The organism is Corynebacterium sp. ACRQP, assembly GCF_022345915.1.
Classification (GTDB): Bacteria; Actinomycetota; Actinomycetes; order Mycobacteriales; family Mycobacteriaceae; genus Corynebacterium; species Corynebacterium lehmanniae.
In genome coordinates this window covers 48,321-70,252 of record NZ_JAKRMZ010000013.1, presented here as the reverse complement: position 1 = coordinate 70,252, position 21,932 = coordinate 48,321, and the positions used below count along the sequence as shown (strand labels likewise).

Below are 21,932 nucleotides of genomic sequence, written 5' to 3'. Positions count from 1 at the left end.
GGGGGAGACGCGCGTGGGGGCGTCGTCGCCGGGGAAAAGGCGCTGGTGGGCCGCGCCACCCGCGCCACCAGCGCCTCCCGCGCTGCCTGTGCCACCCGCGCCACCCGCACCGCCAACCCCCGCGGCCAGCCCGAAGTTCGTCGGGTGCTCGGCGGCGCGGTGCGCGGCGGAGTTGCGCGGGGCGGGCACGGTGTATGACGGAAGCCGCAGCTCGCTGGCCACATCGTCCAACGCCGCCAAAAACTCGGCGGCGTCGTAGAACCTGTCGTGCGGGTTGCGGGCGGTGGCGGTGGCCACGAGCTCGTCGAAAAGCTTGGGCACCCCCGCGATCAGCGACGACGGCGCGGGCACGTCGGAGCGCAACCGGGCGTAGGCGTGGGCCAAGGGGGTGTCGCCGCTGAAGGGGGTGCGGCCGGTGAGTAGTTCGAAGAGGACGATGCCGGCGGAGTAGACGTCGGAGGCGGCGGTCAGCGCCCCTCCGTCGACCTGCTCGGGCGAGAGGTAGGCGACGGTGCCGACGATCTGGTCGGTGGATTGGGTGGTTTCGGCGGCGGCACGCACGAGTCCGAAGTCGGAGAGCTTGACGCGGCTGGAGGCGTCGATGAGCACGTTGTCGGGTTTGATGTCGCGGTGCACCATCCCCTTCGCGTGCGCGACCGAAAGCCCGGTGAGCATGCCGCGCATCACGGCCGCGGCGGCGTGCGGGGGCATGGGGCCGCGCTCTGCCAGCAGCTCGCGCAGGGTGCCGCCGGTGATCAGCTCCATGATCAAAAACACTTCGCCGCCGGATGCGGAGAAGTCGTACACGTTGACCAGGTTCGGGTGGCTGAGCTGCGCCATTGCGCGGGCTTCGCGGCGGAAGCGCTCGCGGAACACTTCGTCGTGCACGTACTGCTCGTGCATGACTTTCGCGGCCACTTCGCGCCCGAGTCGCGCGTCGACGCAGCGGTAGACCGTGGCCATGCCGCCGCGGGCGATTGGGCGGTCGACAACGTAACGCCCGTCCAGTGTCGTGCCTGCGCGCAAGGTTGCCATGTGCACCAGAGTAGAATCGCCGACCGTGAGCGCACAAACGAATCTTGAGCAATTGCTTATCGACGAAACCCTGCTGCCGTTCCCGGATGTCGCCGAGAAGCTTGGCGTGCCGGTGACGAAGGTGCACGACTACATCGGCGCGAAGAAGCTGGTGCACTACGTCAAGGACGGCAAGAAGGTTGTGCCGGCGAGCCTGCTCGGCGAGGACGGCTTGAGCAAGTTCGTCTCCGGCGCGATCACGGTGCTTTTCGACGGCGGCTACGACGCCGACGAGATCCTGGCGTTCCTGTTTACGCCGGATGAGTCTCTGCCGGGGCGTCCTGTGGACGCGCTGCACGGCCAAAAAGCTCGCGAAGTGATCCGCCGCGCGCAGGCGATGGCGTTCTAGCCGGATCCCTAAACAGCCACTCCACCGCCACGACGGCGGCGATCGCGGCAAAGGCGAGGAACCACATGTCGTAGAGGCGGTGGTTGCCGCTGCCCTTGAACGCCAGCGCCACGACGATCGACGCCCCCACGGTCACCCGCACCACCCAAGCCGGCGGCTTGAACGTGCCCGCCAGCGAGATGACGGAGGCGTAGTACCAGGGCAGCGTCACCGCGTTGGCGGCAAATGCCACGGTGTAGGCAGCGGTGGTGCCGGCGACGGCGCGGCGCTCGTAGGCTTCGCCGCGGCGGGGGCGGAAAATCCACCACACCACCGCCAGGCCAACCAGCATGAGCACGGAGAAGACGGTGCGGGTCCAGCCAAGGGCGGTGTTGTAGCGGAACGTGTCGTCGAAAAGCTGGAGCACCGGCGTGATCAGTTCGGCGGCGAGGGTGGGGCCGGCGAGCGGGTTGATCACCTTCGAGTTGCCGGTGATCTCTTCGAGCCATCCCCAGGTGGTGCCGGATACCCACGTGACCAGCTGAATCACTGCGGCGTTGACGGCGAGCGCCCACGCGCCGCAGGCCACGAGCATGCCGGCGGCGCCGAGGGTGGTGGTGCTGCGGCGCTTGACCATCAGCCACACCACAAACGGCAGCGCCACCGCGGCGGTGGCTTTCAGCGAGACCGCCAGCGCGATCAGCGCGATGCCGGGGGTGCACCAGCGGCTGCGCAGGCACCACAGAAGGCCCACGCTGACCAGGCCGACCATGACGGCCTCGTTGTGCATGCCGCCGATGAGGTGCAGCAGCATTACCGGGTTGGCCGCGCCCAGCCACAGGGCGAGGGCAGGGTCGCCGCCGATCTGTTTCGCAATCCGCGGCAGCGCCCACACGATCAGGGCGAACCCGGCCAGCGAGATCAGCCGGTAGACCACCAGGCCAGCGGTGACGTTCTCGCCGACTAGCCACGTCACCGCCTTACCCACGCCAAGGTGGAGCGGCCCGTAGGGGGTGGTGGTGTTGCGCCAGTCGTGGGAGACCTCCCACAGGTACGGCCCCGGGTTGACGGCGGCGCCTTCGGAATACGGGTCGAAGCCGTCGCGAAGCATTGCACCCTGCATGAGGTAGGAGTACACGTCGCGCGACAGGATCGGCGCGGACAGCGCGAGAACGCCCGCCCACCAGCACACGCTGCGGCGCACCTGCGCCAGGTCGGGCCGGGTCTTCCACAGCAGCACCCACGCCACCACCAGGCCGAGAATGCCGGCGGTGAGCAGCACGTCCATCAGCGCGCGGCCGTGGCCGTAGGACAGGTGCTCCAGGTCCACCGCGCGCAGCAGGCCGCCGCGGTAGCGGGTCGCGCCGGCGCCGAACGAGCCCACGGCGATCAGCGCGCAGGCGACAACGCCCAAATGTTGCGGGCGCATCACATCCGCCGGTCGGTGGCTTTGTGCGCGAGTACGGTGAGCGCTTCCACGGCGGCGTCGTCGATGCCGGCGCCGTCCAAAAAGCCCAGGCCGGAGGCAGTGAGCTCCTCGATGCGCGCCTCCACCGCGTCTTCCGCGCCGCTGGAACGGATGAGCGCTGCTAATCGACGCAGCTCCGCCTCATCCTCTGTACTCCCAATCCCGTCACGCAGTTCCTGCTCGGCGCCCGGGTCTGCTTGGTCCAGCAGCTCGAGGGCGGTGGCGAACAGTTCCGTGCGCTTGCCTTCGCGGATGTCGTCGCCGGCCGGCTTGCCGGTGACCGCCGGGTCGCCGAACACGCCGAGCAGGTCGTCCCGCAGCTGGAACGCGATGCCGATGTCGCGGCCGTAACCACGGAAGGCGTCGATAAGCGAATCGCCCGCACCCGCAAGCGCCGCACCCAAGTGGAGGGGGCGCTCGATGGTGTACGCCGCTGTCTTGTAGCGGTTGACGCGGTTTGCCATCTCCACGGATTCGCTGCCGAGGCTCTCCAGCATCATGTCCAGCAGCTGGCCGCCGATGACCTCGGTGCGCATGCCCACCCACGGCTCCGCGGCGCGTGCGAGCGCGTCCTGGGAGACGCCGGAGTAGCGCCACATGTCCTCGGCCCAGGCGAGTGCGAGGTCGCCGAGCAGGATCGCCGCGTTCGTACCGTAGAGCTCCGCGGAGCCGAGCAGGCCCTGGCTGCGGTGCTCCGCTTCGAGCGCGCGGTGCACCGTGGGGTTGCCGCGCCGGGTGTCGGAGGCGTCGATGATGTCGTCGTGCACCAGCGCGCACGCCTGGATCAGCTCCAGCGAGCTCACCGCGCGGAGCACTGCCGTGGGGTCCTCGGTGCCGTGAAGACCGCCGGCGCCGACGAACCCGGCCCATCCGTACGTGGGACGCACGCGCTTGCCGCCGCCGAGGACAAATCGCCGCAGGTGGCCCACGGCGTGGGCGACAGGCTCACCAATGGTTTCGACAGCCTTCGCGCGCTCGTCAAAAAACGCTGCAAGATGCTGCTCCACCTGTGCCGGTACGTCCTCGAGCCCAAGATTTTTCACGCCCACGCTCCTCGTGCCTGAAATTCATGCTTTCCCTGCAAACCCTACCCAGTGCGGTTTTGCAGATCGAGGGCGAGGATGGCGAAGGGCCGTTTATCTCCCTCATAGAGGAAATTGCGCGCCACGTCCGTGAATCCGAACTTTCGGTAGAGACCGAACGCGTTGTTCGCCTCGCCCGCAACTTCCGGCGTGGACAGCAGCGCCCAGCGTGTCGGGGCTTCCCGCAGCAGCTCCGTGAGCAGGCGGGAGCCCAGACCATTGCCTTGCAGGGCAGGGGAGACGTGCACCTCCGCGACCTCGAAGTAGCTGCGCAGCATGTCCCGGTCCTGATCTGTGATCCCGCCGTTCGCCTCCATCGCGCGCACGAGTTGGCGGTCCCACCAGCGCTCCCGGGTGCCGATGAAGCCGTAGGCGATGCCCACGACCTGGCCGCCCTCGATCGCCGCGATCGCAGTGAAACCGGGGGAGCGCACCTCGCCCTTCCACACCTGAATGCGATGGCGGCGCATGGACCGCGGGTACCCCATGGCCTCGATATAGATGTCAACGAGCGTGGGGGCGAGCATCAGGAACTCGGCTGCCGTGAGGCGCTGGATGGTTGCAGTCACCCCTCTATGGAAGCACTTGCGGGTGCGGGGCGTGACAAGAACCCAAACAATGATTCGAACAAATGTGCCCTTGGGTGCCGGGTGGTGTCGAACGGGTGTTTTAGGGTGAGCTCATCACTTGAACGAAAGCAATGTTTACGCAGGAGGAAGCGATGATGGGAAGCGTAGTTTCGGCAACAACCGGCGCGGTCTACGGGCGGGGTGCCCGTATAAACAAGACCGACCAATTCCTGGCCGCGGCCGAGGAGCTGATCGGTCTGGCGCACGATGATTTCGAGGCCGGCCGCCACGACGTGGCAATGGAAAACGCCTATCGCGCGGCACTTCGGGTCGCCGGGGCGCGCAACGCGAGCTCGCCGATCGTGCGCAAGCGCAAGCGTCTGCCCACAAGCGCGTGGGACAAGCTCGCGCTCACGGGCGACGACGGGGCGCACTGGGCGGCCGTGTTCAAGCGCTATTCGGCGCAACGCGGTAGGGTGGCGTCCGGCATTGAAACGGACCCGGGCGCGGCTGTAGTGCACCGCTTGCTTGCGGATGCGGAGGAGTTCTACCTGTCCACCCGTGCAGGGGAGGTGTCGATGGCCGCCTAGCGGGACGAAAGTGGGACACGGGAACAATCTGCGTACCATGGCCGTTGTACGGATAACGTCAGTCCGCCATCGGTATCTGGAGAGTGAGCAGTGTCTCTATCTGAGCAGGAAATGCGGGCGTTGCGCGAAATTGAGCAGTCTCTCTTCGCGGACGACCCGAAATTCGGCAGCAGTGTCGTGACTGAATCCGGCTTCGGTTCCGCGCCCAAGACCGGTCAATTGACCATGCGCAGTGTCGCGCTGATCGTCCTGGGGCTCGTGCTGCTGCTCGGCGGCGTGGCACTGGCGAGCCTGAGCATTTGGACGATTGTGCTGAGCATCATCGGCTTCGCAGTCATGCTCTTCGGCGGCATCATGGCCCTGCGCACCCCGTCGAACCAGTCGTCCCCGTCCGCGCGCGCGTCCAGGCAGGCAAAGCCCCGCACCCAGCGCAGCGTAAGCATGGAGGAAAGCTTCCGTCGGCGTTTTGAGGACCGTCAGTAATATTTAGCGGCATCTGCGGCAGCGCCTTCCCGGCATAGCGGGAGGGCGCTTTTTTCGTGCCCGCCCCAAATCCCCCACTTCTCCCCACCTGTGCCCCAAAAGCGCCCAAACCTGGGTGCAGGCGTTCCACTCGGGACGAAAGCCATGGGGTTAAAGAGGTGGAAAGTGGCGTGTGTGAGCCGTGATTCTGGCCCGGTCGGGTAAACTCCCCACGGCGAAATAGCGGCTTTGAGCTGTGAAAACGCGACACGCCAGAACAAAAAACTGCCGAGGTGTGGCGTTTGTGGGGGAAAGTGGGTTAAAGTGGGGCTCAGCGGAGTGACGTGGCGCGCATCTTGACTACGTGCGCGGTGCGGAACGAAGCCGAGAAAATTTCACAGCCAACGTCAGAAAGTGAAGGAAGGTAGGTCGCCGGATGTTTCTGGGAACCTACACTCCCAAGCTCGACGACAAAGGTCGCCTGACGCTCCCCGCGAAGTTCCGTGAGGATCTTGCGGACGGGTTGATGGTGACCAAGGGGCAGGACCACTCGCTTGCGGTGTACCCGCGCGACGAGTTTGCCGCCCGCGCCCGCAAGGCCGCAGCGGCATCCCGCACAAACCCCAAGGCGCGCGCGTTTATCCGCAACCTGGCTGCCAGCGCGGATGAGCAAACGCTCGACGGGTCTGGGCGAATCACCCTGTCCCCGGCGCACCGGGAGTACGCAAGCCTTTCCAAGGAGTGCGTGGTCATCGGGTCGGTGGATTTTCTCGAGATCTGGGACCTCGAGTCCTGGAATAAGTATCAAGAAGAGACTGAAGCCGCGTTCTCCGCGGCGGATGACGACGACATTCTCTCCGGTCTGCTGTAGGGCTGACTACCCGGCAGCAGGCATCGACTACGGAGAGCGTGTACGGACTCTGTCCGGGGCGTGAAGCGTTCTGGTGTACTTCCCCGACATCAGAACAGCCGCCCCGGGCAGGGCTCTATGCGCTCCCCGCGCTGACATCGCTGACACACCGCACGAGCTTGGGACACTAAAGGGACACGGAGGGCATGGCATGGCGAACTTCACGCTCGCTGACGACCCGCACGGTCACGTCCCCGTCATGCGCGACCGCATGGCTGAACTGCTCGCGCCCAGCGTCGAAAAGTTCGGGGCAAATGCGGTGCTTATCGACGGCACGCTCGGCGCCGGCGGCCACACAGAGCACTTCCTCAACGTCTTTCCCAACGCACGCGTGATCGGCGTGGACCGGGACCCGAACGCGCTGCGTCAGGCGTCGGAACGCTTGGCGCCTTTCGGCGACCGCTTCACCGCGGTGCAGTGCCGCTTCGACCACATCGACGAGGCGGTGGCGGACAACGCCGGCGACATCTTCGACACGGCCCGCGAGCACGGCATCGCGGGCGCGCTGTTCGACCTCGGCGTGTCGTCCATGCAGCTGGACCAGGAAGAGCGCGGCTTTTCCTACCGGGGCGACGCCCCGCTGGACATGCGCATGGATCAGACCCAAGGCATCACCGCGGCCGAGGTGCTCAACACCTACAGCCACGGCGACCTGGCCCGGATTTTGAAGACCTACGGCGACGAGCGTTTCGCCGGCAAGATCGCCTCCGCCGTGATTGCGGAGCGCGAGCGCGAGCCCTTCGACCGCGCCGCGCGTCTGGTGGAGCTGCTCTACGCCACCATCCCGGCGGCGACCCGCCGCACCGGCGGGCACCCCGCGAAGCGCACGTTCCAGGCGCTGCGCATCGAGGTCAACCGCGAGCTCGAGGCGGTGGAAAACGTCGTGCCCGTGATCACCGACCTGCTCGGTGTCGGCGGGCGCGCGGTGTTCATGAGCTACCAGTCCCTGGAAGACAAGATCGTCAAAGCCGCGTTCAACGAGCTCACCACCTCCAAGACCCCGGTTGGCCTGCCGATGGACTTGCCGGGCACCGAGCCGGAGTTCCGCACCGTCACCCGCGGCGCGGAGAAAGCACCGGCGGAGGAGATCGAACGCAATCCCCGCGCCGCACCCGTGAGGGTGCGTTGCATTGAAAAACTCAGCCCCTCCCAGCCCACCCCCACTAAGCCCGACAAAGGACGGACACCATGGCCGCACGAGCAACGAGATCGGCAACGCTGACCCGTAACCAGAGCCGCACACAGGGCCGCACCCCGCGCCGCACTGAGCACCCGGCCAACCGCATGCGCACCATGCCGGGCGTGAAGCCGCACGTGGAGCACCCGAAGTCCCGGGGCCGCCTGGGGTCGAATCAGGTGGTGTCCGTCCGCGGGCGCCGCGTGGCCACCACGAAGGCGCGTTCCAAGTTTTCCTCGCTATCCCAGATTGCGTTGCCGCTGCTGGTGGTTGGCATCGCCGCGGCAATGATCTTGTCCGGCATCGCAACTACGCAGACGTTTGCGATCCAGAAGCTGCAGGCGCGTGAGCAGGAGTTGTCCAACGAGGTCGAGTCCCTCAACCGCGACTTGGAGGACCGCCGTTCCTCGGCGGCGCTCGCGCAGCGGGCGGACTCGATGGGCATGGTCCTTGCCGGCGAGCCGGGTGTGGTCGCAGTCAATGAGGAGGGCCACGCTGAGGAACAGCGCCCCTACAACCCGGAGTCGGCCACCAAGCTGGTGGATGTCAACGGAGAGGGAAGCCCCACCTCCCGCGCCTCGTCGGACAACCGCGCGACGAAGGAGCTGGAAGACGCTCTGACTCAGCGTCCGGGACGCGCCGCGAACGCTCCGCGCCTTGACAATTTGGCGCCGTACCAGGCCAACGTTGCGGCCCGGCCGTAGCGGAGGGCGTGGCGCACCTAGGTATCTGCCCGGGGGCGGGGCATGATGGTTGTCGACAAAACGGCGGGTACCAGCCAGTGGATATGGGAGGTGAGCAGTGCCACGCACTCACGCTAACGCGCAGGTAAGGCCAGAGAAGCCAGCGCCGGCTTCCCAAAAGCAGATCACGGGTACGCGCGTGTATTGGCTTGCTATCGCTTTCTTGGCGGTGGCGGCCTTGCTTATTGGACGCCTGTTTTGGGTGCAGGTGATCATCGGCGACGAACTGCGCGAGCAGGCCAACGATCAACGCAGCCGCACCTATGTGGACCGCGCGCGCCGCGGCGAGATCGTGGACCGCGACGGCAACAAGATGGCATACACCATGCAGGCGCGCTCTTTGACGGTGTCTCCGGTGCAGCTGCGCAAGGAGCTCAAGGAACAGCAGGAACTTGAGATGCGTGTGGACGGCATGTCCCCGGAGGACATCGCCGCCCAGGTCGATGCCCGCGTGGAGGACAAGCTGCGCACGATGGCCAACGAGATCCCGGGGATGATCGGCGACGGGGAAGTGGTGCGCGACGCGCCAGCGAATACCGCCACCGGCGAGCCGACCACCAAGGTCGGACAGGTCAGCGCCAAGGAGATCCTGGACAAGCTGCACGCCGACACCAGTTATGAGGTGCTGGTGCGCAACGTCGATCCGGATGTGGCCGCCACCGTCGCGGATGCGTTCCACGGCATCGCGGCGGACCACCAGGACATCCGCCAGTACCCGAACGGCGCGGTCGGCGAGAACATCATCGGCAAGGTGTCCATGGACGGCCAGGGCCAGTTCGGCATGGAAGCTTCCCGCGACGCGGATCTCACGGGCATCGACGGCCGCTCCACCGAGGACGTTTCCGCGAACGGCCAGTCCATTCCGGGCTCGCTTCGCGACGTCGTTCCGTCCGTCGGCGGCGCCCAGATCGAGCTGACCATCGACCTGGATCTGCAGACCTACGTCCAGCAAACCCTTGAGCAGGCAAAGGCCAACTCGCTGGCCAAGCAGGCCCAGGCCGTGGTGTTGGACGCCCACACGGGCGAAGTGCTTGCCATGGCCAACACCGACACGATCAACCCGAACGGCAACGTCGAGCAGCAGGTGAAGCAGGGCAAAGACTTCGAAAACCCGAGCGTGTCGCACCCCTTTGAGCCCGGCTCAGTAGCCAAGGTGATCACCGCCGCCGCGGCGATTGATCAGGGGCTGACGGACCCGTTCGAGGTGCACCAAGTCCCGGGGTCCATCGACATGGCGGGCGTCACGGTGCGCGACGCGTGGGAGCACGGCGTGCTGCCGTACACCACCGCCGGCATCTTCGGTAAGTCCTCCAACGTGGGCACACTCCAACTCGCGCAGCGTCTGGGGGAGGAGCGGTTCTGGGATTACCTGAACCGTTTCGGCATCGGCCAGGGCACCGGCATCGAGCTGCCCAACGAGTCCGCCGGTCTGCTGCCGGTGTTGGAGCAGTGGTCCGGCGGCACGTTTGCCAACCTGCCCATCGGTCAGGGCATGAGCTGGACCACGCTGCAGATGGCCGGGGTGTTCCAGACCATCGCGAATGAGGGCGAGCGGATCCAGCCGCGGATCATCCATAAGATTACCGGCCCCGATGGGGAGGAGATCGCGCAGGAGGAGCCGCAGCGCACCCGCGTGATCAGCGAGGAGGCCGCGCGCACCACGCTGGACATGTTCCGCGCCGCGTTCCAGGAGGACCCGGCCGGCGTCAACAACGGCACGGCCCAGGGCAACAACCTGGAGGGCTACCAGTTCTCCGGCAAGACCGGCACGGCCCAGAAGGTCAACCCGGATACCGGCGCGTACTCCAACAGCGCCTACTGGATCACCTTCGCCGGCGTCGCGCCCGCGGACGACCCGCGCTTCGTCGTCGCCGTCATGCTGGACGAGCCGCAGCGTGGCGTGCTTGAGGGCGGCAACGGCGGGCAGTCCGCGGCCCCGATTTTCAAGCAGATTTCTGGTTGGCTGCTCAACCGTGAGAACGTGCCGCTGAGCCCGCCTGCAGAGCCGTACCCGTTGCAGGGCCAGTAGAAACAGATGGAGGTCTGACAAATGACAAGCTTGCAGCAGCTCGCCGACATCGCTGGCGCGCGAATCGTCAACCCGCCGAGCGCGGATGCGCCGGTGACCTTCGTCGGCCTGGATTCGCAAAACGTCGAGCCCGGCGGCCTGTTCGCCGCGCTGCCCGGCACCCGGGTGCACGGCGCGACCTACGCGTTCGACTCCGCCGCTGGCGCCATACTTACGGACGAAGCCGGCCTGGCGATCATCCAGCAGACTGCCGACCGCCGCCCGGTGCTGGTGGTTGAGGACGTGCGGGCAATCTTGGGCTATGTGGCGGCTGAGGTGTACGGGCACCCGTCGCAAAGCTTCACGCTTCTTGGCGTGACCGGCACCTCCGGCAAAACCACCACCACCTACATGCTGGAAAAGGGCCTGACCGCTGCCGGCTGCAAGGTGGGGCTGATCGGCACCACCGGCACGAAAATCATGGGCCGCGACGTGGCCACGGAGCTGACCACGCCCGAAGCGCCGATGTTGCAGCGGTTGTTCGCGCAGATGCGCGACGAGGGCGTGACGCACGTGGTCATGGAGGTCTCCTCGCACGCCCTGATGCTCGGGCGCGTCACCGGCGCGGACTTCGACGTCGCCGCGTTTACGAACCTTTCCCAGGACCACCTGGATTTCCACCCGACCATGGAGGATTATTTCCAGGCCAAGGCGTCGTTTTTCGACCCAGCGAGCGAGCAGCACGCCGCGCGCAGCGTCATCTGCGTCGACGACGAGTGGGGCCAGCGCATGGCCGAACTTGCCGAGGCGCCGGTCACCGTCGCCACCACGGGCGACGCCGATGTGACCGCGCAGCTCGTGCGTATCGACGACCAGGGCTCCCAACGCATCCAGCTCACCGCCGACGACACTTACGAGTTCACCCTGCCCATGCCGGGCGCGTTCAACGTGGCCAACGCCGCCCTCGCTGCGGCCATCGCGCAGACCGCGGGCGTGGAGCTCGCGCCGTTTTTGCGCGGGCTTGAGCAAGCGGCGGTGCCGGGGCGCATGGAGCGTATCGACGAAGGCCAGCCCTTTGTCGCCGTCGTGGACTACGCCCACAAGCCGGCCGCCATCGGCGCGGTGCTGGCCACGCTGCGCGGCCAGGTGGAAGGCCGCATCGGCGTGGCCGTCGGCGCGGGCGGCGACCGCGATTCCTCCAAACGCCCGCTGATGGGCGCCGAGGCCGCCAAGGGCGCGGACTTCGTGGTGGTCACCGACGACAACCCGCGCACCGAGGACCCCGCCGCCATCCGCGCCGCGGTGCTCGCGGGCGCGCGGGAGGCCGGCACCGGCGCCGAGATCGTCGAGGTCGGCTCCCGCGGCAAAGCCATCGACGCGCTCGTCGAGTGGGCGCGCCCCGGCGACGCCGTGATCGTGGTGGGCAAAGGCCACGAGGTCGGCCAGCTCGTGGGCACGCAGAAGCTGCACTTCGACGACCGCGAAGAGATGCGCAGGGCAATCACAGAAAGGCAATCTCGAGCATGATCGACATGACGCTGGCGCGCATCGCCGAGATCACCGGCGGGCGCCTGAGCCCCGACGCCGACCCGGACACGCACGTGACCGGGTTCGTGGAGTTCGATTCCCGCAAGATCGGCCCCGGCGGGCTCTTCGTCGCCTTCCCAGGTTCGCGCGTAGACGGGCACGACTTCGTGGACAAGGCCGCCGAAGCAGGCGCTGCCGCGTCGCTGACCACGCGTGAGGTAGGCCGGCCAGCGGTGATCGTCGAGAAGCTTCCGCCCCGCGAAGGCGACAACTCCGACCTGGCCGCGAACGACCCTGACGGCTCCGCGGCGGGCGTGGTGGACGGCATGTCCAAGCTCGCCTCCGCCGTCGCGCGCGAGCTGACGGCCGCACACGGGCTGACCATCGTGGGCGTGACGGGCTCTGCCGGCAAGACTTCCACGAAGGACCTCATTGCCGCAGTGCTCTCGCGTGCCGGCGAGACGGTGGCGCCCCCGGGCAGCTTCAACAACGAGATCGGCCACCCGTACACGGTGCTGCGCTGCACCGAAGACACAGACTTTTTGGTCGCGGAGATGTCCGCGCGCGGCATCGGCCACATCGCGCACCTGGCCGCGATCGCGCCGCCGACAATCGGCGTGGTGCTCAACGTCGGCTCCGCGCACATCGGCGAATTCGGCTCCCGCGAAAACATCGCCAAGGCCAAGGGCGAGCTAGTGGAGGCGCTGCCGCAAAGCGGCGTCGCCGTGCTCAACGCGGACGACGAGCTCGTCGCGGGCATGGCTCCGCGCACGAACGCGTGCGTGGTCACCTTCTCCGAATCGGGCAACACGTCCGCGGACTACTACGCCACGGACGTTGAGCTCGACGCGGTGGCGCGCGCCTCTTTCACCATGCACACCCCGAACGGCGAGCCGCAGCGAGTCACGCTTGGCGTGTTCGGCGCGCACCAGGTGGGTAACGCGCTGGCCGCGGCGGCCGTGGGCACGGAGCTGGGCATGGATGCGGCCACCGTGGCCGAGGCGCTGTCCGCCGCGAGCTCCGTGTCCGTCAACCGCATGGACGTGAACACGCGCGCCGACGGCGTGACAGTGATCAACGACGCCTACAATGCCAACCCCGAATCCATGCGCGCGGCCATCGCGGCGCTGGGCTACACCGCCGCCGCCCGCCCGGGCGTGCGCTCGGTGGCGGTGCTCGGCGAGATGAGCGAGCTCGGCGCCGGCGCCGAACAGGAGCACGCACTGCTCGCGGACGAGCTGGCGCGCTACCGCGTGACGCACCTTGTGGCCGTCGGCAAGTCCGCCGCAATGGCTGCGCTGACCCAGCGCGCCGAGGACCAAGGCATCCGCACCACCGCCGTCGCCGACACCGACGAGGCCGCGCAGGCCGTGCGCGAGCTGCTGGCGTCTGCGCCGGCGGGGGAGGACAATTGGCGCGAGCGCGGCGACCGGGATGTTGTGCTGGTCAAGGCCTCCAACGCCGCCCGGCTGTGGGTGGTGGCGGAAGCGCTCCTGCAAGGGCATACGCTTAGGTAGACACTCGACGTAGAGAAATAGCAAGGTACAACTTCCATGGTTCAAGTTATCTGCGCCGGAATCATCAGCTTTTTGGTTTCGATCTTCCTCACCCCTGCGCTCATCCGGTACTTCAACCGGCGTGCCATGGGCCAGGAGATCCGCGAGGATGGTCCGGCGTCCCACGCCCGCAAACGCGGCACCCCGACGATGGGCGGCATCGCCATCCTCGCCGGCATCACCATGGGCTACCTCGGCGGCAGCCTCGTCGCCCTGGTCACGGGCCACACGGCGTTTACCGCCACCGGCCTGATCGTGCTGTTTCTCACCCTGTCCCTGGGCCTGGTCGGTTTCGCGGACGACGGCATCAAGCTGTTCATGCAGCGCAACCTGGGCCTGAACAAGACCGCGAAACTGGTGGCGCAGCTGGCCATCTCGCTGATCTTCGGCGTGCTCATCCTGCGCTTCCCGGACGACAACGGACTGACCCCGGGCTCGCAGTTTTTAAGCTTCGTGCGCGACATCGAAACGATCGACCTGACGTTCGGCGGGGGGACCATCGGCACGGTGTTCTTCCTCATCTTCATCTACATCCTGCTGGCCGCGTGGTCGAACGCGGTGAACCTCACCGACGGGCTGGACGGGCTCGCCTCCGGCACCACCGCCCTGGTGATGGCCGCGTACGTCGGCATCACCTTCTGGCAGTTCCGCAACTCCTGCGACGCCGTGGCCGCCGCTGGCTGCTACAGCGTCCGCGACCCGCTGGACCTGGCCATCCTGGCCTCCGCCGGCTTCGGCGCCTGCGTGGGCTTCCTCTGGTGGAACGCAGCACCTGCGAAGATCTTTATGGGCGACACCGGCTCGCTCGCACTCGGCGGCCTGGTGGCTGGCCTGTCCGTGGGTTCGCGCACGGAGCTTTTGATGATCATCATCGGCGCCTTGTTCGTGCTCGAGGCCGCGTCGGTGGTCATCCAGGTGGCGTCGTTCAAGTCCACCGGCAAGCGCGTGTTCCGCATGGCGCCGTTCCACCACCACTTTGAAAACGGCGGCTGGCACGAGACCACCGTCGTGGTGCGGTTCTGGATCATCTCCGCCATGGCGTTCATGCTCGGCCTGGCTGTGTTCTACGGCGAATGGCTGAACGGGGCGAACCTGTGACGCACGCAATCCTGCCGGAGTACACCCTGGTTGCCGGCGCCGGAGTGTCGGGGCTCGGGGCGGCGCAGCTGCTTGAGCGCGCCGGCGCCCGCTTCACCGTCGTCGACGACAGCGAGGCCGGCCGCGCCCGCGCCGCAGCGTCCGGCTACGACGCCTGCACCGGCGACGAGGCCCGCGCCCGCTTCGGCGAGGTCGGCCTCGTGGTCACCTCGCCCGGCTGGCGGCCGGATACGCCTTTGCTTGTCGACGCCGCATCCGCTGGCATCGATGTCATCGGCGATGTGGAACTGTGCTTCCGCCTGGACCGCGCCGGCGTGTTCGGCGACCGCCGCACCTGGTTGGTGGTCACCGGCACGAACGGCAAAACCACCACCACCGGCATGCTCGCACAGATGATGATCGAGGCCGGCAAAGACACCGGCCTGCGCGCGGGCGCGTGCGGCAACATCGGCGTCGCGGTGGGGGAGGCGATGCTCGCGCCGGAGCGTTTGGACGTGCTGGTGGCTGAACTGTCCAGCTTCCAGCTCCACTGGTCCTCCCAGCTCGTGCCCGATGCGGGCGTGCTGTTGAACCTGGCCGACGACCACATCGACTGGCACGGCAGCTTCGCCGACTACGCCGCGGCCAAGGCGAAGGTGCTCAAGGCGCCGGTGGCGGTCGCAGGCATCGACGACACCGAGGTCGCGCGGATAGCCGCCGCCACGGGGCGCGACGATATCGTCGGGTTCACGCTCGGCGAGCCGTCGGACGGCCAGGTTGGTGTGGCGGGCGGACGCATCGTCGCAAAGCTTGGCGGAACAACGGTGGATGTCGCATCAGCCGACGGCATCGAGCCCGCTGGTGCCGCAGGTGTCCTAGACGCGCTGGCCGCCACGGCGGTGGCGCTGACCCAAGGTGCCAGCCCTGAGCACATCCAGCGCGCGCTGGACGTGTACCAGGTGGAGGGCCATCGCGGTGCGGTCGTGCACTCCGGCGGCGGGGTGGACTGGGTGGACAACTCCAAGGCCACCAACCCGCACGCGGCGGATTCGGCGCTCACCGGCGCCGGCACCGTGGTGTGGGTCGCCGGCGGGCAGCTCAAGGGCGCGTCCGTGGACGCCGTGGTCAAGGCGCACGCCACGCAGTTCCGCGCGGTGGCGCTTCTGGGCGTGGACCGGGAGCTGATCCGCACCTCGCTCGAGCAGGTCGTGCCGGAGGTGCCCGTGTTCGTCTCCGATGCGCAGGACCCGGAGCAGGCGATGGACGAGGTCGTCGCGTGGGCGGCCACGCAGGCGCAGCCGGGGGACACCGTGCTTTTGGCGCCGGCCGCCGCGAGCTTGGACATGTTTTCCGGTATGTCTGCGCGTGGCGACGCATTCGCGGCTGCCGCAATGCGACACTGGGACCCGCACAACAAGTAAGCTCAACTCAAGGTTGAGGTTTTCTTCCGCGGTTCCAATCGAAAGGGCAGCATGACGGTTCAACGCGCACCCCGGCAACGCGCACCACGGCCGGACGCCCCATCGAAGCTCAGCGCAGGCGTCAGGCGCATCCGGGATGCGCTCGATTCCCGGCCGCTTATCGACTACACCATGATCCGCAGCATCGTGCTCTTCCTCGCCGGTCTCGGCGTGGTCATGGTGATGAGCTCGTCAATGGCGACCTCGTTCGCCGCGAGCGCGAGCGTGTGGTCGCTGGCGGCGCGCCAGTTCGTGATGGTCGTGCTCGGCCTCATCGCGTTCTGGGCGGCGCTGAAGACCCCGCCGGAGCGGCTGCGGGGCCTGAGCAACTGGCTGATGATCATTGCGGTCCTGCTGCTGATCGCCGTGCTCACGCCGCTGGGCACTGGCCGCGCAGAGGTGGGCTCGCAGTCCTGGCTGGTGGCCGGCCCGCTTCGCCTGCAGCCCTCCGAGTTCGCCCGCGTGGCCATCGCCATGTGGGGCGCGAAGATCCTGGCCAACAAGGACCCGCGCCGCCTGAGCACCCCGAACAACGGGTTTGCCGCGTTCCTCACCGTTTCCATCATCTGCGTCGGGCTGATCGCCATGCAGGGAGACATGGGCATGGCGCTGTCGCTCGCCGTCGTGGTGGCGTTCATCCTGCTCTTTGCCGGCGTGTCCCTGAAGGCCGTGGGCGTCGTCGTGGCCTCGGGCCTGGTGGCCCTGGTGGTGATCTTCCTCTCCGGCAGCTTCCGCTCTGACCGCTTCCACGTCTACTTCGACGCGTTGCGCGGCCACTTCGATGATACGCAGGGCATCGCGTTCCAGTCCCACCAGGGCTTCCTCTCACTGGCGGACGGCCACATTTTCGGCGTGGGCCTGGGCCAGTCCCGCGCGAAGTGGTTCTACCTGCCGGAGGCGCGCAACGACTTCATCTTCGCCGTCATCGGCGAGGAGCTCGGTCTGTGGGGCGGCGCGCTGGTCATCACCCTGTTCGCGCTGCTGGGCTTCTTCGGCATGCGCACCGCGCTGCGCGCGCAGACGCAGTACCAGACGCTCATGGCTGCGTCCCTGACCGCCACGGTGGTCTCCCAGGCTTTCATCAACATGGCCTACGTGGTGGGCCTGCTGCCGGTGACCGGCATCCAGCTGCCCATGTTGTCCGCCGGCGGCTCCTCGGCCGTGTTCACCCTCGGCGCGATGGGTGTGCTGGCCTCGGTGGCGCGCCACGAGCCGGACGCGATTTCTTCCATGCAGAACTACGGCCGCCCCCTGTTCGACCGCATGTTCTTCATCGGCGAGCCCCGCGCGCTCAAGCAGCGCCGCCCGGCGCCGTCCGCCGCGCCGCGCCGCGAGCGCTACGGCACGCCGGTGACCCAGCCGGTCGCCGCGGCCTACCATGGGCAGCCGCACCGCCGGACGCCGCGCCGTTAGGAGAGTTATGACTACCGAAACCTTCAGCGTCGTCATCGCAGGCGGCGGCACCGCGGGCCACATCGAGCCCGCACTCGCAGTCGCGGAGGTGCTTCGCGACGCCTACGGGGCCAACGTGGTCGCCCTCGGTACTGAACGAGGCCTGGAAACCACCATCGTGCCTGCCCGCGGCTTCGAGCTTTCTCTGATCGACCCCGTGCCGATCCCGCGCAAGAAGCCGTGGAAGCTCGCGTCCGTGCCGTTCAAGCTGGCGCGCAGCGTGCGCCAGGCTAAGCAGGCGATGAAGCGCTGCGGCGCTTCCGCCGTCTTCGGCACCGGCGGATACGTCTCCGGCCCGGCGTACCTGGCCGCGAAGCAGCTTGGCCTGCCGTTTTTCGTGCTGGAGACCAACGCCCTGGCGGGCATGGCCAACAAGTTGGGCGTGAAAATCGGCGGCACCGGGTTGAACGCGGTGCCCAACTCCGGCATGGACGGCGAGGTCGTCGGCGTGCCGGTGCGCCCCGGCGTGGGCGTGGATCCGGACGGCGCGAAGCGCGAGCGGGGCCTGCGCATGTGGAACCTGCAGGAAGACCGGCCGACCATCCTGGTCACCGGCGGCTCGCAGGGCGCGGTGAGCATCAACGCGGCGTTGGCCGACGCGGTGGAACGGCTTACCGGCGCGGGGTACCAGATCCTGCACGCCTACGGCCGCAAGAACGACGCGCCGGCAGCGCACGACTACTACACGGCCGTGCCGTACATCGACGACATGGAGGCCGCCTACGCCGTCGCCGACGTGGTGGTGTGCCGCTCCGGCGCGATGACGGTCGCGGAGAACTCCGCCGCCGGCATCCCCGCCATCTACATCCCGCTGCCGCACGGCAACGGCGAGCAGGGACTCAATTCCGCCCACCTCGTCGACGCTGGGGCGGCCCTGCGTATCGACGATGCGGCGCTGAGCGGCGACGTACTCGTCGACAAGCTGCTGCCCCTGAAAGAACCCGCCGCCCGCGCGACAATGCGCGCAGCACTCGAGGATTCGGGCGCGGGCAGCGTCGCCGAGGACTTGGCCGCGCGGATTGCCGCGGCTGCTGGAAAGGACACAAAATGACAGATCTCTCCCGCGTCCACCTCATCGGCATCGGCGGGGCCGGCATGTCCGGCGTGGCGCACATCCTGCTGGACCGCGGCGCGACTGTGACCGGCTCCGACGCCAAGGATTCTCGCCCCGTGCGCGCGCTGAAGGCCAAGGGTGCCAAGGTCGCACTCGGCCACGACGAGGCCAACCTGGAGCTGTCCGGTGAGCTGCCCACCGCCGTGGTGACCAGCTTCGCCGCCATTCCGCAGGACAACCCGGAGCTGGTGCGCGCCAAGCGCGAGGGCATCCCGCTGCTGCGCCGCTCCGACCTGCTCGCGGAGCTGATGGATGGCTCGACCCAGCTGCTGCTCGCGGGCACGCACGGCAAGACGTCCACGACGTCGATGGCGGTGGTGGCGCTGCAGGCGGCGGGGGAGGACCCCTCGTTCGCCATCGGCGGCCAGCTCAACCGGGCCGGCACCAACGCGCACCACGGCCACGGCGACGTGTTCGTGGCGGAGGCGGACGAGTCCGACGCCTCGTTTTTGCGCTACTCGCCGGACGTCGCGGTGATCACCAACATTGAGCCCGACCACCTTGACTTTTACGGCACCCGCGAGAAGTACTTCCAGGTGTTCGACGAATTCGCGGACATTGCCAAGCACCTGGTGGTCTGCCTCGACGACGACAACGCCGCCGCCTGCGGCGAGCGCGCCCTCGAGCGCGGCTTGACCGTCTCCGGCTACGGCACCGCCGAGGCCGCCGCCCGGCACCCGAAGATCCCGGCGGCCGCGGTGATCACCGGCGAGCGCCAGGAGGGCGAGCGCACCGTGGTGGAGGCGCAGCTGCGCACCGACCGGATCTCCGGCGACGTGATGTACACGCTGGCGATCCCGGGCCGCCACATGGTGCTCAACTCGGCGGCCGCGCTGCTGTCCGGCGTGCTCGTGGGCGCCGCCCCGGCGAAACTCGCCCAGGGGCTCAGCGAATTCACCGGCGTGCGCCGCCGCTTCGAGTTCAAGGGAGAGGTGGGCGGCACCCGCGTCTACGACGACTACGCCCACCACCCGACGGAGGTCGCCGCCGTGCTCACCGCCGCGCGCGACAAGGTCGCCGCCGAGGGCAACGGCGCCCGCGTTGTCGTCTGCTTCCAGCCGCACCTGTACTCGCGCACCCAGGAGTTCGCCGGCGAGTTCGCCGAAGCGCTTTCGCTTAGCGACGAATGCGTGTTGCTGGACATCTACGGCGCTCGGGAAACGCCGGTGGAAGGCGTGACCTCCCGGATCATCGCCGAAAAGATGACGGCGCCAGTGTGTGTGGAGCCGGACTTCTCCGCGGCGCCTGCGACCGTGGCGTCGGTGGCGAAGCCGGGCGACCTCGTGCTCACTATGGGCGCGGGCAGCGTGACCATGCTGGCGGACGAGATCCTCGCCGCACTGCAGGAGGCGTAAAGATGTCTCGCCGCGCGATCGCCATCGTTGCCGGCTGCGTCGCACTTGTGCTCGCGGTTGTGGCGGCGCTGCCGTTCACCCCGGCTATGCCGGTGGACAGCGTCAACGTTGAAGGCGCAGTGAACCTGCCAGCGGAAGAAATCGAGGGGTTGTCCGGCGTGCAGCCGGGCACCCCGATGGGGCGTGTCGACGTGCGCGGGGCCGCCCAGAAGGTGGCGGGCAACCCGTGGGTGGACACGGTGACGGTGAAGCGCAACTGGCCGAACGCGGTGGACGTCACGGTGGTCGAGCACACCCCGGTGGCCTGGATCGACCAGGGCGGCGAGCCGCACCTCATCAACAGCGAAGGCAAGGATTTCGTGGTTGCCCAGCCGCCGGTGGGGGCGGTGCAGCTCGTCGGCATCAGCGAGGACCAGCTCCCGAAGGCCGTGGAGGTCGCCTCCGCGATCACGGACCCGGCCCGCCCGCAGGTCCGCGAGCTGACGCGCGACGGGGACCACAGCTTCGTGCTCAAACTGGACGGCGACAGGACAGTCACGTGGGGCGCATCGGAGGACAACCGCAACAAGGCGCTCGCGCTTGAGACGGTGCTGCAGTTGGACGGAAAAACATTCAACATTTCCAACCCGGAACTGGTCACTTCGCGCTAAAACCGCAGGTCACAACCCTAAAGTACAGGTTTAGGGTTGTGACACGCCGAACCAGAAAACAAAAATCCGCGCGCTTTCACACAAGATGGTTGGCAACTGCAAAAACCAACTTGTGAAAGGCGAGACCACCACCATGACCTCTCCCGCCAACTACCTCGCCATGATCCGCGTCGTCGGTGTCGGCGGCGGCGGCGTCAACGCCGTCAACCGCATGATCGAGGAAGGCCTCAAGGGCGTCGAGTTCGTTGCCATCAACACCGACTCCCAGGCGCTGCTGTTTACGGATGCCGACACGAAGCTCGACATCGGGCGCGAGGCCACCCGCGGTCTCGGCGCCGGCGCGAACCCCGAGGTTGGCCGCACCTCCGCCGAAGACCACAAGCAGGAGATCGAGGAGTCCCTGAAGGGCTCCGACATGGTCTTCGTCACCGCTGGCGAGGGCGGCGGCACCGGCACCGGCGCCGCCCCGGTGGTCGCCGGCATTGCCAAGAAGATGGGCGCGCTGACCATCGGCGTGGTCACCCGCCCGTTCACCTTCGAGGGCAAGCGCCGCACCCGCCAGGCGCTTGAAGGTATCGAGAACCTCAAGGAAGTCTGCGACACCGTCATCGTCATCCCGAACGACCGCCTGCTGCAGCTGGGCGACGCTGAGCTTTCCATGATGGAAGCCTTCCGCGCGGCGGACGAGGTGCTCTACAACGGTGTCCAGGGCATCACCAATCTCATCACCATCCCGGGCATGATCAACGTCGACTTCGCGGACGTGCGCTCCGTCATGGCCGACGCCGGCTCCGCCCTGATGGGCGTCGGCTCCGCCCGCGGCGACAACCGTGTGATGACGGCAACCGAGCAGGCCATCAACTCCCCGCTGCTGGAGACCACCATGGAGGGCGCCAAGGGCGTGCTCATCTCCGTCGCCGGCGGCTCCGACCTGGGCCTGATGGAGGTCAACAACGCGGCCTCCATCGTCGAGGAGAAGGCCGACGAGGACGCCAACATCATCTTCGGCACGATCATCGACGACAACCTGGGCGACGAGGTCCGCGTGACCATCATCGCCACCGGCTTCGACGAGAAGGCCAACGCCCGCCCGGCCGAGCCCGCTGAGCAGGAAGCGCCGCAGGCGCAGCCGGAGCAGACCTCCACCAAGGTCGTGGAGGCCGAGCCGGCCAAGGAGGAGTACCAGCCGCGCCACCGCTACGAGCCGTCCACCCGCAGCGGCCTGTTCACCGAGCGTGAGCGCGAGCCCCGCGAGCCCCGCGACGGCGGTTTCGACGGCGGCTTCGATGACGTCGATGTGCCGGACTTCATGCGCTAGTTAAGCTGGCAG

At 67.8% G+C, this 21,932-nt stretch carries 20 protein-coding genes; 16 read left to right on the top strand and 4 right to left on the bottom strand.

What is annotated here, in order from left to right; translation table 11 throughout:
- A partial coding sequence (locus MHY23_RS06735; protein ID WP_239306926.1) for a protein kinase occupies nt 1-1,035 on the bottom strand: 1,035 nt, incomplete at its 3' end.
- Nucleotides 1,036-1,060: 25 nt separating this feature from the next.
- Between MHY23_RS06735 and MHY23_RS06730 the strand changes: the two genes are divergently transcribed.
- Nucleotides 1,061-1,423 carry an Rv2175c family DNA-binding protein gene (locus tag MHY23_RS06730; protein ID WP_370645827.1) on the top strand — a complete coding sequence of 121 codons (363 nt, stop codon included), beginning with the start codon at nt 1,061-1,063 and terminating at the stop codon, nt 1,421-1,423.
- Here MHY23_RS06730 and MHY23_RS06725 read toward each other — a convergent pair.
- From MHY23_RS06725 to MHY23_RS06715, 3 genes are read right to left on the bottom strand one after another with little or no spacing between them, the layout of a single operon-like run.
- Complete coding sequence (locus MHY23_RS06725; RefSeq protein ID WP_239306927.1) at nt 1,326-2,831, bottom strand: alpha-(1->6)-mannopyranosyltransferase A; 1,506 nt, start codon at nt 2,829-2,831, stop codon at nt 1,326-1,328. The genes MHY23_RS06730 and MHY23_RS06725 overlap by 98 nt on opposite strands.
- A complete protein-coding gene (locus tag MHY23_RS06720; RefSeq protein WP_239306924.1) occupies nt 2,831-3,913 on the bottom strand; it encodes a polyprenyl synthetase family protein in 1,083 nt (360 codons plus the stop codon). The genes MHY23_RS06725 and MHY23_RS06720 overlap by 1 nt, the downstream gene beginning before the upstream one ends.
- Nucleotides 3,914-3,957: 44 nt before the next feature.
- Nucleotides 3,958-4,521 carry a GNAT family N-acetyltransferase gene (locus MHY23_RS06715; RefSeq protein WP_239306923.1) on the bottom strand — a complete coding sequence of 188 codons (564 nt, stop codon included), beginning with the start codon at nt 4,519-4,521 and terminating at the stop codon, nt 3,958-3,960.
- A 155-nt stretch (nt 4,522-4,676) separates the two neighbouring features.
- On the opposite strand from MHY23_RS06715, the gene MHY23_RS06710 reads away from it, so the two are divergent.
- From MHY23_RS06710 to ftsZ, 15 genes are all read left to right on the top strand, one after another.
- Nucleotides 4,677-5,111, top strand: coding sequence for an SAV_6107 family HEPN domain-containing protein (locus MHY23_RS06710; protein ID WP_239306922.1), 435 nt, complete (start codon nt 4,677-4,679; stop codon nt 5,109-5,111).
- A gap of 90 nt (nt 5,112-5,201) precedes the next feature.
- Entirely contained in the window at nt 5,202-5,594 is a 393-nt protein-coding gene (locus MHY23_RS06705; RefSeq protein ID WP_239306921.1) for a DUF3040 domain-containing protein, read from the top strand.
- Nucleotides 5,595-6,009: 415 nt separating this feature from the next.
- Entirely contained in the window at nt 6,010-6,444 is a 435-nt protein-coding gene (mraZ, locus tag MHY23_RS06700; protein ID WP_070475152.1) for a division/cell wall cluster transcriptional repressor MraZ, read from the top strand.
- Nucleotides 6,445-6,634: 190 nt separating this feature from the next.
- Complete coding sequence (rsmH, locus tag MHY23_RS06695) at nt 6,635-7,705, top strand: 16S rRNA (cytosine(1402)-N(4))-methyltransferase RsmH (protein ID WP_239306920.1); 1,071 nt, start codon at nt 6,635-6,637, stop codon at nt 7,703-7,705.
- A complete protein-coding gene (locus tag MHY23_RS06690) occupies nt 7,672-8,364 on the top strand; it encodes a hypothetical protein (RefSeq protein WP_239306919.1) in 693 nt (230 codons plus the stop codon). The genes rsmH and MHY23_RS06690 overlap by 34 nt, the downstream gene beginning before the upstream one ends.
- Nucleotides 8,365-8,542: 178 nt before the next feature.
- Complete coding sequence (locus tag MHY23_RS06685) at nt 8,543-10,432, top strand: penicillin-binding protein 2 (RefSeq protein ID WP_239306918.1); 1,890 nt, start codon at nt 8,543-8,545, stop codon at nt 10,430-10,432.
- A gap of 21 nt (nt 10,433-10,453) precedes the next feature.
- Complete coding sequence (locus tag MHY23_RS06680) at nt 10,454-11,938, top strand: UDP-N-acetylmuramoyl-L-alanyl-D-glutamate--2,6-diaminopimelate ligase (RefSeq protein ID WP_239306917.1); 1,485 nt, start codon at nt 10,454-10,456, stop codon at nt 11,936-11,938.
- The gene (gene murF / locus MHY23_RS06675; protein WP_239306916.1) at nt 11,935-13,455 is read left to right on the top strand and encodes a UDP-N-acetylmuramoyl-tripeptide--D-alanyl-D-alanine ligase; all 1,521 of its coding nucleotides are present in this window, start codon (nt 11,935-11,937) and stop codon (nt 13,453-13,455) included. The genes MHY23_RS06680 and murF overlap by 4 nt, the downstream gene beginning before the upstream one ends.
- Before the next feature lie 36 nt (nt 13,456-13,491).
- Nucleotides 13,492-14,592, top strand: coding sequence for a phospho-N-acetylmuramoyl-pentapeptide-transferase (mraY, locus tag MHY23_RS06670; RefSeq protein WP_239306915.1), 1,101 nt, complete (start codon nt 13,492-13,494; stop codon nt 14,590-14,592).
- A complete protein-coding gene (murD, locus tag MHY23_RS06665) occupies nt 14,568-15,992 on the top strand; it encodes a UDP-N-acetylmuramoyl-L-alanine--D-glutamate ligase (RefSeq protein WP_370645826.1) in 1,425 nt (474 codons plus the stop codon). Before mraY ends, murD begins: the two co-directional genes overlap by 25 nt.
- Before the next feature lie 51 nt (nt 15,993-16,043).
- Nucleotides 16,044-17,444, top strand: a complete 1,401-nt coding sequence (locus MHY23_RS06660; protein WP_239306913.1) for an FtsW/RodA/SpoVE family cell cycle protein — start codon at nt 16,044-16,046, stop codon at nt 17,442-17,444.
- A gap of 7 nt (nt 17,445-17,451) precedes the next feature.
- Nucleotides 17,452-18,534: an undecaprenyldiphospho-muramoylpentapeptide beta-N-acetylglucosaminyltransferase gene (gene murG, locus MHY23_RS06655; RefSeq protein ID WP_239306912.1), complete on the top strand. Its 1,083-nt coding sequence runs from the start codon at nt 17,452-17,454 to the stop codon at nt 18,532-18,534.
- Entirely contained in the window at nt 18,531-19,952 is a 1,422-nt protein-coding gene (murC, locus tag MHY23_RS06650) for a UDP-N-acetylmuramate--L-alanine ligase (RefSeq protein ID WP_239306911.1), read from the top strand. The genes murG and murC overlap by 4 nt, the downstream gene beginning before the upstream one ends.
- Nucleotides 19,953-19,954: 2 nt before the next feature.
- Nucleotides 19,955-20,602 (top strand): cell division protein FtsQ/DivIB, encoded by a 648-nt coding sequence (locus MHY23_RS06645; protein WP_239306910.1) that lies wholly within the window; start codon nt 19,955-19,957, stop codon nt 20,600-20,602.
- A gap of 133 nt (nt 20,603-20,735) precedes the next feature.
- Complete coding sequence (gene ftsZ / locus MHY23_RS06640) at nt 20,736-21,920, top strand: cell division protein FtsZ (RefSeq protein ID WP_181888730.1); 1,185 nt, start codon at nt 20,736-20,738, stop codon at nt 21,918-21,920.
- Nucleotides 21,921-21,932 lie beyond the last annotated feature (12 nt).

Excerpts from the sequence above, each read along its gene's own strand:
- MHY23_RS06690 (WP_239306919.1), top strand. The coding sequence starts at position 7,672 with ATGGCCGCACGAGCAACGAGATCGGCAACGCTGACCCGTAACCAGAGC.
- MHY23_RS06660 (WP_239306913.1), top strand. The coding sequence starts at position 16,044 with ATGACGGTTCAACGCGCACCCCGGCAACGCGCACCACGGCCGGACGCC.
- murC (WP_239306911.1), top strand. The coding sequence starts at position 18,531 with ATGACAGATCTCTCCCGCGTCCACCTCATCGGCATCGGCGGGGCCGGC.
- murD (WP_370645826.1), top strand. The coding sequence starts at position 14,568 with ATGGCTGAACGGGGCGAACCTGTGACGCACGCAATCCTGCCGGAGTAC.
- murF (WP_239306916.1), top strand. The coding sequence starts at position 11,935 with ATGATCGACATGACGCTGGCGCGCATCGCCGAGATCACCGGCGGGCGC.
- mraY (WP_239306915.1), top strand. The coding sequence starts at position 13,492 with ATGGTTCAAGTTATCTGCGCCGGAATCATCAGCTTTTTGGTTTCGATC.
- mraZ (WP_070475152.1), top strand. The coding sequence starts at position 6,010 with ATGTTTCTGGGAACCTACACTCCCAAGCTCGACGACAAAGGTCGCCTG.
- MHY23_RS06710 (WP_239306922.1), top strand. The coding sequence starts at position 4,677 with ATGGGAAGCGTAGTTTCGGCAACAACCGGCGCGGTCTACGGGCGGGGT.
- MHY23_RS06725 (WP_239306927.1), bottom strand. The coding sequence starts at position 2,831 with ATGCGCCCGCAACATTTGGGCGTTGTCGCCTGCGCGCTGATCGCCGTG.
- rsmH (WP_239306920.1), top strand. The coding sequence starts at position 6,635 with ATGGCGAACTTCACGCTCGCTGACGACCCGCACGGTCACGTCCCCGTC.
- MHY23_RS06645 (WP_239306910.1), top strand. The coding sequence starts at position 19,955 with ATGTCTCGCCGCGCGATCGCCATCGTTGCCGGCTGCGTCGCACTTGTG.
- ftsZ (WP_181888730.1), top strand. The coding sequence starts at position 20,736 with ATGACCTCTCCCGCCAACTACCTCGCCATGATCCGCGTCGTCGGTGTC.
- murG (WP_239306912.1), top strand. The coding sequence starts at position 17,452 with ATGACTACCGAAACCTTCAGCGTCGTCATCGCAGGCGGCGGCACCGCG.
- MHY23_RS06680 (WP_239306917.1), top strand. The coding sequence starts at position 10,454 with ATGACAAGCTTGCAGCAGCTCGCCGACATCGCTGGCGCGCGAATCGTC.